Source organism: Microbulbifer sp. S227A, from assembly GCF_049800935.1.
Window position 1 is genome coordinate 49,928 of sequence record NZ_JBNAFZ010000002.1, and the last position, 13,015, is coordinate 62,942.

Genomic DNA, 13,015 nt, shown 5'->3' on the forward strand with positions numbered 1-13,015 from the left:
CAGCCCGGCACAGGTAACAGCCCCCCAAACGCAACGGATCAACCGGTCAGACAAAGCGATTGACGTAGTTCTCAAGCCGTTCCTGTTGGCCCGACCGGGGTTCGGCGCGGATATCGCCCGACAGGACCGACTGGAAGATCGTGTCGAAATCGCTGTCCAGCATCGCCTGCGCCGAGGCGGTGTCCCAGCCAGCATAACGCGCGTTCAGCGCCGCTTCGAGCCCGCCATCCTCGATCATCGCCGCCGCCGCCTTGAGGCCGCGCGCGCAGACATCCATCGCGCCCACATGCGCCGCGATCAGGTCCTCGGGTGCCAGCGATTGCCGCCGCAGCTTGGCATCGAAATTGGTGCCCCCCGTCCCCAGCCCCCCGGCCTTGAGAATGTGATAATAGGTCAGCGCCACCTCGGGCACATTGTTGGGAAACTGGTCGGTATCCCAGCCCGATTGATAATCATTGCGGTTCATGTCGATACTGCCCAGCATGCCCTCGGCGGCGGCAACGGCGATTTCATGTTCGAACGTATGCCCCGCTAGAATGGCGTGGCCCTGTTCAAGGTTCAGCTTTACCTCGCCCTCAAGCCCGTATTTGCGCAGGAACCCGATGCAGGTTGCCGCGTCGAAATCATATTGGTGCTTGGACGGCTCCTGTGGTTTCGGCTCGACCAGTATGGTGCCCTGAAACCCGATCTTGTGCTTGTAATCCACCACCATGTTCAGGAACCGGCCCATATGGTCCAGCTCGCGCGACAGATCCGTGTTCAACAGCGTTTCGTACCCCTCGCGCCCGCCCCAGAGTACATAGTTCTGACCGCCCAGGCGATGGGTGGCATCCATGCAGGTTTTGACCGTTGCCGCCGACCAGGCAAAGACATTCGGATCGGGATTGGTCGATGCCCCCGCCATCCAGCGCCGGTGGCTGAACATGTTGGCGGTGCCCCAGAGCAGCGCCACCTTGCGGCTCTCCATCTTTGCGGCAAAATAATCGATGATCTCTTCGAAATTGCACAGCGACTCGGCAAAGCTCGCTCCCTCGGGGCGGATATCGGCATCGTGCCAACAGAAATAGGGCACGCCCAGAATGTCGAACATGTCAAACGCCGCATCGGCCTTGATCTTGGCACGCGCCATTTCGTCTTGCGGATGCCAGGGGCGTTCGAATGTCTGCCCGCCGAACGGATCGCCGCCTTCCCATGCAAAGGAATGCCAATAGGCCACGGCGAAACGCAGGTGGTCTTCCATCCGCTTGCCCAGGATCATCTCGTCAGGGTCATAATGGCGATAGGCCAGCGGGTTGCTGCTGTTGATGCCTTCATGGCGCACGGGCTGAATGTCGGCAAAAAACGATTGGGTCATGGCATGGCTTTCAGGGTTGGATATGAGGCCGCATAGGCGGCATATGCCCGCTCATAGGCGGCGCAAAGCTCTGCGCGGGGCAGGATCGTTTCGGCGATTGCGGGCTTGGTCATGACATCCGCCGGGGCGGCACCGGTCACACCGCAGATCGCCAGCCGCGCCGCCCCGAGGGCCGCGCCGAACTCGCCCTTTTGCGTCAGGTCGACCGGCATGTTCAGCACCGTCGCCAGCAATTCGACCCAGTATCGCGATCGCGCCCCGCCGCCGATCGCCAGCACCCGCGACAGGTCGGCCCCGGTCAGGCGCAGCGCCGCGAGGCTGTCGCGCAGCGCAAAGCTCACCCCTTCGACAACCGCGCGGGTCAGGTCGATACGCCCGGATGCTATGTCCAGCCCGATGAAAGCCCCGCGCACATCGCTGTCGTTATGCGGTGTCCGCTCGCCCGAAAGATAGGGCAGAAAACGCACGCGCCCCGGCGTGGTGATCGCCTGGCCCAGTTCGCCGGTCAGATCGGCAGGCGACGCCCCGGAAATCCGCGACAACCAGTTCAGGCTGTCCGTCGCCGCCAGGATCACCCCCATCTGATACCATGCGCCGGGAATGGCGTGACAAAACGTGTGCACGGCGCTTTCGGCGCGTGGCGCGAACCCGTCGCGCGCGGCGAGCAAGACCCCGGAGGTGCCCAGAGAAATGAACCCGTCCCCCTCGGCCAGCGCCCCGACGCCACAGGCCGAAGCCGCGTTGTCACCGCCACCGGCCACCACCTGCACGGTTCCGGGCAAGCCGAGATCTCTCGCCACCCCGGACGCGAGCCGCCCGATAACGTCGCTGCCCTCGTGCAGGGCCGGCATCTGGTCGGGTCGCATACCGGTCGCGGCCAGCAACTCGGGAGACCACGCCCGCGCCCCGACATCCAGCCAGGAGGTGCCGGCGCTGTCGGACATGTCGGACACCATCTGCCCGGTCAGCCAGTAGGTCAGGTAATCCTTGGGCAACAGCACCTTTGCAACACGCGCAAAAATCTCGGGTTCATGCTCTGCCACCCACGCCACCTTGGGCGCGGTAAAGCCGGGGAACACGATATTGCCCGACAGCTCACGCAGCCCCGCAAGCGCATCCAGCCTCCGGGCCTGTTCGCTGCTGCGGGTGTCATTCCACAACATGCAGGGGCGCAGCACATCGCCATGCCGGTCCAGCAGCGTCGCCCCGTGCATATGCCCCGACAACCCGATTCCGCGCAGCCGCGCCATGTCATCCGGCCTGTCCGCAGCCAGACGGCGCAGCGCCGTGCGCGCGGCGGCAATCCAGTCTGCCGGATCCTGCTCGCTCCAACCGGGATGCGGGTGCGACACGCTGAGTGCCGCTTCGGCGCTGTGAACCGCGCGTCCCTTGCCATCCACCAGCAAGGCGCGCACGCCCGACGTGCCCAGATCAAGGCCGATAAACATCTGCTCCCCCCGAAAAACCCTTGTTGCAGAGTGTTTCGATATTTAATTCTCGTGTCAAACTAAATCGAACAAAATCGCAAACCGGCACGGATCAGAAGAGTGGCGGATCAGGGATGCCACGCAAGAAACCCGGGCGCACGGGCACCCGGGTGTTGTCAGTGTGTCAGGGGATCACCCGTCGGCGGTTCAGCAGCCGGTGCGGCGCAGCACGACGCTGATCGTCTTGAAAATAAGCGTCACGTCGGTTTTCAGCGACACCGTGCGGCGGTATTCGGCATCGATCGTGGCGCGATGGGAAAAATGGCTCTCGTTGCGGGTCGACACCTGCCAGATACCCGTGATCCCCGGCAGCAGCGCGACATAATCCTTGCTGTCACCGTATAGGGAGAGCTGTTCAGGCATCATCGGGCGCGGTCCAACAAGGCTCATTTCACCGATCAGCACGTTCCAGAGCTGCGGCAGCTCGTCAAGCGAGGTCTGGCGCAGCGTTGCCCCCAGCCGGGTGATCCGCGGATCGTTGCGCAGCTTTTGCGTGGTTTCCCATTCCGCGCGCATTTCGGGATCGCTGGCCAGAACACGCTCCAGCCGCGCATCGGCATCCTTGACCATGCTGCGCAGTTTGAGCATCGAGAATTCCTTGCCGTCCTTGCCGATGCGCGCCTGCCGGTAGAACGGGCTGCCGCCTTCGAACCAGAGCAACAATGCGAAAAACAGAACCAGCGGCAGCACGAGCGGCAGAGACAGGACAACCAGAGCCACGTCAAGCGCCCGCTTGCCCCAGCTCATATAGCTTCCGCCCCGCGGCCCGCGAACGCCGCGGATTTGCGACGGCCCCTGATAACCGCCCGCGACCGGGCCGGACAAGAATACAGAGTCAGGCTTCATCAAAATCTCTTTCCGGGAAAATCCGCGCTTTTCGACCGTGCAAACCGTTGCTGTCGCCATACGCATCTCAAATGGGTTTTGCATTCGTTACTCCAACATTCGCACTCAACACTGCCGCCTGGTCCAAACCGCCAGACAACGTCCCCGAGCGCCCTCCGACAGCCACGACAAACACCGTGACCAATCGGTGAAAGGAGCCCCAACGGGTTCCTTTCACCAGGCCGAACTCACACGCAAAACAACACACTCACTGTTACCAACAACACTAGCCGTGGGAGGGTGGATATCACCGTCAGCAACATCCGCTCGGGTTTTTATAAAAGACACTTTGTTTAAGACTAAAATTGGGCAGATTTGGTTCGATTTCACGAAGCAGCCCGAAACAATGAAATGGGAACTGGCGCATTGTCCCGGTAAATCCGGGAGCATGGCGGCGCGCAGACACTCCGCGCGCCGCAGATTCGATCAGGTCAAGCCAGGGTTGCCTGCATCGTCTTGGCGGTATCGAGCATCCGGTTGGAAAAGCCCCATTCGTTGTCATACCAGCTGAGCACCCGCACCATGCCGCCTTCGCCCACATGGGTCTGCGCGGTGGCAAGAATCGACGACAGCGGGTTGTGGTTGAAATCCGACGACACCAGAGGCAGATCGCTGACCCCCAGGATCCCCTTGAGCGGCCCCGATTCCGCCGCCGCGCGGATCGCGTCGTTGACCGCATCGGCCGTCGCCACCCGTTCCGGCATGAAGCTGAGATCAACCACCGACACGTTCGGTGTGGGCACCCGGATCGCCGAGCCGTCGAGCTTGCCCTTGAGCTGCGGCAACACCAGCCCGACCGCGCGCGCCGCGCCGGTCGAGGTGGGAATCATCGACAGCCCCGCCGCGCGGGCCCGGTACAGGTCGCGGTGCGCGGTATCCAGCGTCGGCTGATCGCCGGTATAGGAATGGATCGTGGTCATGTACCCGGTGCGGATACCAAAGGCATCATCCAGCACCTTGGCCACCGGCGACAGGCAATTGGTGGTGCAGGAGGCGTTCGACACGATCCGGTCATCCGCGGTCAGTCCGTCATGGTTGACGCCATACACGATGGTCTTGTCCGCGCCATCCCCGGGCGCCGAAATCAATACCCGGCCCGCGCCGTTTTCAAGATAGGCCGCCGCCTTGTCCCGCTTGGTGAACACGCCCGTGCATTCCAGCGCGACATCGACGTCGCCCCACGGCAGGTCCGCCGGGTTGCGCTCCTGGGTCACGCGGATGCGATGGCCGTTGACCACCAACGCATCATCCTCGACGCGCACATCCGCATGCAGCGGCCCATGCACCGAGTCGAATTGCAGCAGGTGCGCATTGGCCTCGATCGGGGCCAGATCATTGATGGCAACGATTTCAACATCGGTACGGCCGGATTCGATCCAGGCCCTCAGAACGCAGCGACCGATACGACCGAACCCGTTGATTGCGAGTTTCGCAGACATGTTCCTCTTCCTTCCTACAGGAGCTTTTCCCATGGTTAAGATTGATGATAGCGCTAACAGGGCAATAGCACCGGTTTCCCCGTCTGACCAGATCCAATTGCCGGTCAGGTCACGACCGGGCATGCCAACCCCGGTTGTGCTCAGGATGTCAGCGGTCTGCTGTCGCCCGGAAACGGCCCGGGCTCATCCCGACCCAGCGTTTGAAGGCATCCGCAAAGCTGCTCAGGTTGGAATAGCCCAGCAGATAAGCGATTTCCCCAAGGCCCAGATCGCTGTTCCTGAGATAGCTGACGGCAAGGCTCTGGCGCAGGTCGCTCAGCGTGCGGAAATAGGTGGTGTCTTCCTGCGCCAGCCGTCGCGCCAGGGTGCGAGAGCTGAGCCCAAGATCGCGCGCCACGACATCCTGCCGCGCCTCGCCCGCCGCCAGCCGCGCGGTGATCGCGCGCTCGACATCCACGATCAGCGGCGAACCGTTCGCGCGGTCGCGCTCCAGCACCTCTTCCGCGTATTGCCGCAGGATCGCGTAAAGCTCGTGATCCGCGGTTGCCAACGGCAAATCAAGCGTGGCGGGTTCGAAAAAGAATGCATTGTTCCTGGCCCCGAATTCCACGCGGCACCCCAGGTAACGTTCGATCACGTCGATATGCGTCTTGCGCAAATGCCGAAAACAGACCCGCCGCAATCGCAATTTCTGACAAGCGGCCTTTTCCAGCCCCGACAGAATACCCGTGGCCCCGAATTCGACCAATTGCCGACGGTCGACCCTGGCCGGAACCCGGAAATACCAGGACAGGACGCCGGATTGCTCAAGCCGTGTTTCGTCGAGCTCGACCACATCCGTAAACACCCGGCGATACCGCGCGAAATTCTTGATGAAATCGCGCACGGTGGGCGACGAAAGCCCGACATAGCTGAGCAACCCGGTGCGGCGCATGTCGCGCCGGATGCCCTGTTCGAACCCAAGAAGATCATTCCCGGTCAACCGCGCGGCATGTTCGAAAAACTCCGCAATATCCGGGAATTCCGCAAATGGTTTGTCCTGCGCCAGCAGATCGGCACCAAAGGCCGTGCCCGCAAAGACCCGGCCCCGGTCGTACCCCTGGTCCAGCAGGTATTCCGCCAGCGACCTGGCATAGACGGCACCATGACGATACTGCTGCGCTGGCATCCCCTCAGCCCCTCGGGCCTGCGCGGCAGATCGACAAATCAAAATCCTGCACCAACATGCCCCATATCAATCCCGTTATGACAAATACCCTGCGTTCAATTTAAGCGCGAATAGCCAGTTTTACTCAAGAGGATTAAGTCCCCAAACGAGCGCCAGGCCACATCCCCCGGGGCCAGCGGAAAGATCAGGTTTTGACAGCGCATCCCCAGAACCGCTTAATGCGCGGCACCACAGCACAACAACTGGAGCCTTATTATGTCCGTATCCCTTCAGGTCATCTATCCGATCACGGATGGCACACGGTTCGACTACGACTATTACCTGTCAACGCATATGGGTCTGGTCGCGCAGCATATGGGGCCGCATATCGAGCGCACGCTGGTCACCCGAGGCATGGCGGGCGGACCCGACACGCCCCCCTCGATCTACGCGATTGCAACCATCGTGTTTGCCGACCAGAACGCCATGAGCGCGGCGATGAAGCTCTCCGGGCCGGTGATGGCCGACATTGCAAACTTCACCGATGTACAGCCACAAGTTCTGATCGGCGAGGTTGTGGGCTAGGTCACCGTTTTCCTGAAACCGCGCGCGGCGGGTCTGCTCCGGGTCAGGTGATCACCCGCCGCCAAACGCAACGGGGCGCGCCAGCTTGCCCGGCGCGCCCCTATCTCTTGACATGATCCCGGCTTACTTCCGCTTTTTCGGCGGCATCAGGTCGGTGATCGTGCCCTCGAACATTTCCGCCGCAAAGTTCAGCGTTTCGCTGAGCGTCGGATGCGGGTGGATCGTGTGGCCAAGATCGACCGCATCCGCCCCCATCTCGATGGCCAGCGCCGCCTCGGCAATCAGGTCGCCGGCATTGGTGCCGACAATCGCCGCGCCGACAACCCGGTCATCCTCGGGATCAAACAGGATCTTGGTCATACCTTCGCTGCGCCCGTTCGACAGGGACCGGCCCGAGGCAGCCCAGGGGAACACGCCCTTCTCGACCTTGATGCCCTTTTCCTTGGCCTGCGTTTCGGTCAACCCGACCCAGGCAACCTCGGGATCGGTATAAGCGACCGACGGGATGACCATGGCGTCAAAGGCCCGCTTGTGACCGGCGGCAACCTCTGCCGCGACCTTGCCCTCATGCACCGCCTTATGCGCCAACATCGGTTGGCCAACGACGTCTCCGATGGCAAAGATATGCGGCACGCCGGTGCGCTGCTGGTTGTCGACTGCGATAAAGCCACGCTCATCCACCGCGACACCCGCGGCCCCGGCATTGATCAGCTTGCCATTGGGCCGCCGCCCGACCGAGACCAGAACCCGGTCGAACGTGTCAGTCGTGACCTCGCCCTTGGCATCCTCGAAAGTGACCTTCAGCCCCTTTTTCAGAGCCTCCATCGCGGTCACCTTGGTCTTGAGCATGATCTTTTCATAGCGACCTTCGATCCGCTTGTGCAACGGGCGCACCATGTCCTTGTCGGCCCCCGGCATCAGCTGGTCCATGAATTCGACCACCGTGACCTTGGCACCCAGGGCGTCATATACACAGGCCATTTCCAACCCGATGATGCCGCCGCCCAGAACCAGCAGACGTTTCGGGATCTCGGCCAGCTCCAGCGCGCCGGTGCTGTCCATCACCCGCGGATCGTCATGCGGAATGAAGGGCAATTCGACAGGCTCGGACCCGGCGGCGATGATGCACTGGTCAAAGCTGACCGTCGTGTCGCCGTCCTCGCCCCCGGAAACCGCGATCATGTTCGGCCCCGAGAAAGTTCCGGTGCCACGCACCACCTTGACCTTGCGCGCCCGCGCCAGCCCGTCCAGACCGCCGGTCAGCTGGCTGACCACCCCGTCTTTCCAGCCGCGCAACGCGTCCAGATCGACCTTGGGCTTGGCAAAACTGATACCATGCGCGCTCATCTCCTCGGCCTCGGTGATCACCTTGGCCGCATGCAGCAAGGCCTTGGACGGGATACAGCCCACGTTCAGACACACGCCGCCCAACCGGTTTTCACGCTCGATCAGGATAACCGACTTGCCCAGATCGGCCGCACGATAGGCCGCCGTATAGCCACCCGGCCCAGACCCCAAAACCACCACCTCGGCGTGATGTGCGCCCGCACCGCTGGCGGTTCCGGTCGCTGCGACGGCAGCCGGAGCTGCCGGCGCAGCCGCGGGGGGCGGGGGGCGGGGCGGGCCGGGGGGGGCGCCCCCCGCCCCACCACCCCCGCCCCGGCCCCCCCGCCCCCCCCCGCCACCCCTTCCAACACGATAATCACGCTGCCTTCCGACACCTTGTCGCCCTCGGCCACCTTGATCTCGGCCACCTTGCCCGCCGCCGGGCTTGGCACTTCCATCGTCGCCTTGTCGCTTTCCAGCTCGATCAGCGGATCTTCGGCGGCCACCTCGTCGCCCACGGCGACCAGTATGCTGACAACCGGCACTTCGGCGAAATCGCCTATATCGGGAACTTTGACATCCATCTCCACGCCCTCCTTACAGCATCAGCCGGCGTACATCGCCGAGCAGGTGTTTCAGCGTGGCACAGAACCGCGCCGCCAGCGCCCCGTCGATGGCCCGGTGATCATAGGACAGGCTCAGGGGCTGCATGTTACGCGGCACAAACGCCTCGCCATCCCAGACCGGTGCCATCTTGGACCGGGTCAGACCCAGGATCGCCACCTCCGGCGCATTGACGATGGGCGTGAACGAGGTGCCGCCAATCCCGCCAAGCGACGAGATCGTGAATGTTGCCCCGGACATGTCATCGCCCTTGAGCTTGCCTTCACGCGCCTTGGCCGACAAATCGCCCAGCTCCTTGGAAATCTCGATGATCCCCTTGCGATCCGCATCCTTGATCACCGGCACGACCAGCCCGTTCGGCGTGTCGGCGGCAAACCCGATATTGTAGAAATCCTTTCTGATCAGCTTGTCGCCATCCGGATGGATCGAGGAATTCACCTCCCAATGTTTCTTGAGCGCCGAAACCGACCCCTTGATGACAAAGCTGAGCAAGGTGACGCGATACCCCTCCTGCTTGGCCTGCCCATCCAGCTCGCGGCGATACCCGTCAAGATCGGTGATATCCGCCTCTTCGTTGTGGGTGACATGCGGAATATTCAGCCACGAGCGATGCAAGGCCGGACCGGACAGCTTCTTGATGCGCGGCATCTCCACGTCTTCGACGGGGCCGAACTTGCTGAAATCCACAACAGGGATCGGCGGGATCCTCATGCCACCCTGCGCGCCACCCGCAGCCGCCACCGGGGCGGTCGAGGATTTCAGGAACTTGGTCACGTCCTCGCGCAGGATACGCCCCTTGCGCCCGGTGCCGTTGACCTTGCCCAGGTCGACATCCAGCTGACGGGCAAAGGCCCGCACCGACGGGCTGGCGTGAACCTTGCCAAACCCCGCATCGGTTACCGCGGGCGCCGCCGCCGGCGCTGCCGGGGCCGCAGGTGCCACGGGGGCCGGGGCGGCAGCGGCCGGGGCGGCCTCGACGGCCGGCGCGGACGCCCCCGCTTCGGCCTCGACCATCATGATCACGCTGCCCATCGACACCTTGTCGCCTTCACTGACCCTGATCTCGGTCACCTTGCCCGCTGCCGGGCTGGGCACTTCCATGGTTGCCTTGTCGCTTTCCAGCTCGATCAGCGGGTCTTCCTGCGCGACCACGTCGCCGACGCTCACCAGGATGCTCACCACCGGAACGTCGTTGAAATCGCCGATATCCGGCACGGTTACTTCAATTGCCATTATTCTGTCTCCTCGTGCCCGCACTCAGACCAGGCGGGGGTTCGGCTTGGCGCCGTCAATGTCGTATTTGCTCAGGGCGGATTCCATTTCCTCGCGGCTGACATGGCCGGCGCGATAGAGCCGCTCCATGGCCGAGGCCGCGATATGGTTGGCGTCCACCTCAAAGAACCGCCGCAGGTTGACCCGGCTGTCCGAGCGGCCATAGCCATCCGTGCCCAGCACCGTGTATTCCCCCGGCACCATCGCCCGGATCTGTTCGGCATAGTTCTTCATGTAGTCGGTCGCCGCGATCACCGGCCCCTTGGCCCTGGCGAGTTGACGGGTCACAAACGGGACCATCTCCTCGGCCAGCGGGTTCAGACGGTTGTGGCGCAGACAATCCTGCCCCTCGCGGGCCAGCTCGTTGAACGATGTCGCCGACCAGATGTCGCTGGTCACACCAAAATCCTCTTCGAGCATCTCCGCCGCCTTCAGCGCCTGAACAAGGATCGTGCCCGACCCCATCAGGTTGACATGCTTGTCGCCGGGCTTGGGCGTTTCGCGGAACCGGTACAGCCCCTTGATGATGTCATCCTCAACACCCATCGGCATGTCCGGATGGCTGTAATTCTCGTTCATCAGGGTCAGGTAGAAATAGACATCCTCCTGGTCGCCATACATGCGCTGCAACCCGTGCTGCACGATCACCGCAACCTCGTATTGGAAGGTCGGATCATAACTGATGCAGTTGGGAATGGTCCCCGCGAGGATATGGGAATGTCCATCCTCGTGCTGCAACCCTTCGCCGTTCAGCGTGGTGCGCCCGGCGGTCCCGCCCAGCATGAAGCCCCGCGCCCGGCTGTCGCCGGCGGCCCAGGCCAGATCGCCGATCCGCTGGAACCCGAACATCGAGTAATAGATGAAGAACGGGATCATCGGCACGCCGTGGTTGGAATAGGCGGTTGCCGCCGCGATCCAGTCGGCCATGGCCCCAGCTTCGTTGATGCCCTCCTGAAGCACCTGACCGTCGGTGCTTTCCTTGTAATAGGACATCTGGTCGGCATCCTGCGGGGTGTATTTCTGCCCCAGAGGGTTATAGATGCCGACGCTGCGGAACAGCCCTTCCATACCGAATGTCCGGCTTTCATCCGGCACGATCGGCACCACGTTCTTGCCGATTTTCTTGTCGCGCAACAGCGTGGTCAGAATGCGAACAAAGGCCATGGTGGTCGAAATCTCGCGATCACCGGTCCCCTTGAGCTGGGTCGCGAATTTGTCGAGCGCCGGGATTTCCATCTTGTCGCTGACCGATTGACGCTGTGGGAACGCCCCGCCAAGCGCCTTGCGGCGATCCGCCAGATACGCCTTTTGCGCGTTGTTCAGCGTTACGAACGGAGCCTTGCCCACATCCTCGTCGCTGACCGGGATCTGGAAACGGTCGCGGAAGGCGCGCAGCTGGTCTTCGTTCAGCTTTTTCTGCTGGTGGGTGGTGTTCTGCCCCTCGCCCGCGGTGCCCATACCGTGCCCCTTGACGGTCTTGACCAGCAGGCAGCTCGGCTGTCCCTTGGTTTCGGTTGCGCGCTTGAATGCGGTATAGACCTTTTCCGGATCATGCCCGCCCCGACGCAGTGCCCAGATCTGGTCATCGGTCCAATCCTCGACCAACGCCGCGGTTTCCGGGTACTTGCCAAAGAAATGCTCGCGGATATAAGCGCCATCCTTGGATTTGAAGGTCTGGTAATCCCCGTCGACGGTTTCGTCCATCAACTGGCGCAACCGGCCGCTGGAGTCCTTTTCCAGCAACTCGTCCCAGCCCTTGCCCCAGAGCAGCTTGATGACATTCCAGCCCGCGCCGCGGAAATCGCCCTCGAGCTCCTGCACGATCTTGTGGTTGCCGCGCACCGGCCCGTCCAGACGCTGCAGGTTGCAGTTGATCACAAAGATCAGGTTGTCCAGCCCCTCGCGCGCGGCAAGGTCAATGGCGCCCCGGCTTTCGGGTTCGTCCATTTCGCCGTCGCCAAGGAAACACCAGACCTTACGGTCGGCCATGTCGATCAGGCCACGGTTGTGCATGTATTTCATGAACCGCGCCTGATAGATCGCCATCAGCGGGCCAAGGCCCATAGAGACTGTCGGGAACTGCCAGTAATCAGGCATCAGCCACGGGTGCGGATAAGATGACAGCCCCTTGCCGCTCACTTCGCTGCGGAAATTCTCCAGCTCTTCTTCGCTGATGCGGCCTTCCATAAAGCTGCGCGCATAGATGCCGGGGATCACGTGACCCTGGAAAAACACCAGGTCGCCTCCATGCACCGCCGACTTGGCACGCCAGAAATGGTTCAGGCCGATGTCATACATTGCCGCCGAGCTGGCAAAGGACGCAATATGCCCGCCATATTCGCTGCTCTCCTTGTTGCGGCGCACGACCGTGGCCATGGCGTTCCAGCGATTGATGGTGCGGATCCGCCACTCCATCTCCATGTCGCCGGGAAAGGGTTCCTGATCATCCGCCGGAATGGTGTTCTGGTACGGCGTGGTCGCCGAGAACGGCAGGTTGGCCCCGGCGGCGCGGGCTTGCTGTACCGCCTTGTCCAACAGGAAATGCGCCCGGTTCGCGCCATCGCGTTCGATGACGTCCTCGATCGCTTCCTGCCACTCCTGGGATTCGACAGGATCAATATCCTGAGCGTGGTCTGTCATATGCCCTCTCCCTTGCCCCGCCCTACTGCGAGGTTAGTTTAAGATTAAACTATACTCCAGACACCACATCCAGAACATAGCGAGAGCCAACCGGAATGATCGGCCCGTTTCAATGAGCGGTGCCTATCACGCCACCCTTACCTCGCGTAGCCCCCATTGCGCATATCTTGTCTGCGCGCGGCGCATAGCCGATAGTTTAACGCTGAACTATTTTACCCACCCGGGCAAAACGCACATATTTTATGCGCGATCCTCC

General features: G+C 62.3%; 10 protein-coding genes. 1 reads left to right on the forward strand and 9 read right to left on the reverse strand.

The window, feature by feature from the left end:
• Nucleotides 1-46: 46 nt before the first annotated feature.
• The 5 genes from xylA to ACP15R_RS05060 all read right to left on the reverse strand — a co-directional run bounded on the left by xylA (nucleotide 47) and on the right by ACP15R_RS05060 (nucleotide 6,333).
• Nucleotides 47-1,354 (reverse strand): xylose isomerase, encoded by a 1,308-nt coding sequence (gene xylA, locus ACP15R_RS05040; RefSeq protein WP_424985295.1) that lies wholly within the window; start codon nucleotides 1,352-1,354, stop codon nucleotides 47-49.
• On the reverse strand, nucleotides 1,351-2,802 hold the full coding sequence (gene xylB / locus ACP15R_RS05045) for a xylulokinase (RefSeq protein ID WP_424985296.1): 1,452 nt from the start codon (nucleotides 2,800-2,802) through the stop codon (nucleotides 1,351-1,353). Before xylB ends, xylA begins: the two co-directional genes overlap by 4 nt.
• A gap of 186 nt (nucleotides 2,803-2,988) precedes the next feature.
• Complete coding sequence (locus tag ACP15R_RS05050) at nucleotides 2,989-3,687, reverse strand: sugar transferase (RefSeq protein WP_424985297.1); 699 nt, start codon at nucleotides 3,685-3,687, stop codon at nucleotides 2,989-2,991.
• Between the two features lie 470 nt (nucleotides 3,688-4,157).
• Nucleotides 4,158-5,165, reverse strand: coding sequence for a type I glyceraldehyde-3-phosphate dehydrogenase (gene gap, locus ACP15R_RS05055; RefSeq protein WP_424985298.1), 1,008 nt, complete (start codon nucleotides 5,163-5,165; stop codon nucleotides 4,158-4,160).
• Between the two features lie 148 nt (nucleotides 5,166-5,313).
• Complete coding sequence (locus ACP15R_RS05060; protein ID WP_424985299.1) at nucleotides 5,314-6,333, reverse strand: AraC family transcriptional regulator ligand-binding domain-containing protein; 1,020 nt, start codon at nucleotides 6,331-6,333, stop codon at nucleotides 5,314-5,316.
• A 255-nt stretch (nucleotides 6,334-6,588) separates the two neighbouring features.
• On the opposite strand from ACP15R_RS05060, the gene ACP15R_RS05065 reads away from it, so the two are divergent.
• Nucleotides 6,589-6,897 carry an EthD family reductase gene (locus ACP15R_RS05065; protein WP_424985300.1) on the forward strand — a complete coding sequence of 103 codons (309 nt, stop codon included), beginning with the start codon at nucleotides 6,589-6,591 and terminating at the stop codon, nucleotides 6,895-6,897.
• Between the two features lie 123 nt (nucleotides 6,898-7,020).
• Here the strand turns inward: ACP15R_RS05065 and lpdA are convergent, their stop codons facing one another.
• Genes lpdA through aceE form a run of 4 tightly spaced genes read right to left on the reverse strand, consistent with a single transcriptional unit; the run spans nucleotide 7,021 to nucleotide 12,759 of the window.
• On the reverse strand, nucleotides 7,021-8,421 hold the full coding sequence (gene lpdA / locus ACP15R_RS05070) for a dihydrolipoyl dehydrogenase (RefSeq protein WP_424985301.1): 1,401 nt from the start codon (nucleotides 8,419-8,421) through the stop codon (nucleotides 7,021-7,023).
• Nucleotides 8,346-8,807 (reverse strand): biotin/lipoyl-containing protein, encoded by a 462-nt coding sequence (locus ACP15R_RS05075; RefSeq protein ID WP_424985302.1) that lies wholly within the window; start codon nucleotides 8,805-8,807, stop codon nucleotides 8,346-8,348. The genes lpdA and ACP15R_RS05075 overlap by 76 nt, the downstream gene beginning before the upstream one ends.
• Nucleotides 8,808-8,820: 13 nt before the next feature.
• Nucleotides 8,821-10,080, reverse strand: a complete 1,260-nt coding sequence (gene aceF, locus ACP15R_RS05080; protein ID WP_424985303.1) for a dihydrolipoyllysine-residue acetyltransferase — start codon at nucleotides 10,078-10,080, stop codon at nucleotides 8,821-8,823.
• Between the two features lie 24 nt (nucleotides 10,081-10,104).
• The gene (gene aceE, locus ACP15R_RS05085; RefSeq protein WP_424985304.1) at nucleotides 10,105-12,759 is read right to left on the reverse strand and encodes a pyruvate dehydrogenase (acetyl-transferring), homodimeric type; all 2,655 of its coding nucleotides are present in this window, start codon (nucleotides 12,757-12,759) and stop codon (nucleotides 10,105-10,107) included.
• Nucleotides 12,760-13,015 lie beyond the last annotated feature (256 nt).

Coding starts and splice junctions, on each gene's coding strand:
- xylA (WP_424985295.1), bottom strand. CDS start 1,354: ATGACCCAATCGTTTTTTGCCGACATTCAGCCCGTGCGCCATGAAGGC.
- xylB (WP_424985296.1), bottom strand. CDS start 2,802: ATGTTTATCGGCCTTGATCTGGGCACGTCGGGCGTGCGCGCCTTGCTG.
- ACP15R_RS05050 (WP_424985297.1), bottom strand. CDS start 3,687: ATGAAGCCTGACTCTGTATTCTTGTCCGGCCCGGTCGCGGGCGGTTAT.
- gap (WP_424985298.1), bottom strand. CDS start 5,165: ATGTCTGCGAAACTCGCAATCAACGGGTTCGGTCGTATCGGTCGCTGC.
- ACP15R_RS05060 (WP_424985299.1), bottom strand. CDS start 6,333: ATGCCAGCGCAGCAGTATCGTCATGGTGCCGTCTATGCCAGGTCGCTG.
- ACP15R_RS05065 (WP_424985300.1), top strand. CDS start 6,589: ATGTCCGTATCCCTTCAGGTCATCTATCCGATCACGGATGGCACACGG.
- ACP15R_RS05075 (WP_424985302.1), bottom strand. CDS start 8,807: ATGGATGTCAAAGTTCCCGATATAGGCGATTTCGCCGAAGTGCCGGTT.
- aceF (WP_424985303.1), bottom strand. CDS start 10,080: ATGGCAATTGAAGTAACCGTGCCGGATATCGGCGATTTCAACGACGTT.
- aceE (WP_424985304.1), bottom strand. CDS start 12,759: ATGACAGACCACGCTCAGGATATTGATCCTGTCGAATCCCAGGAGTGG.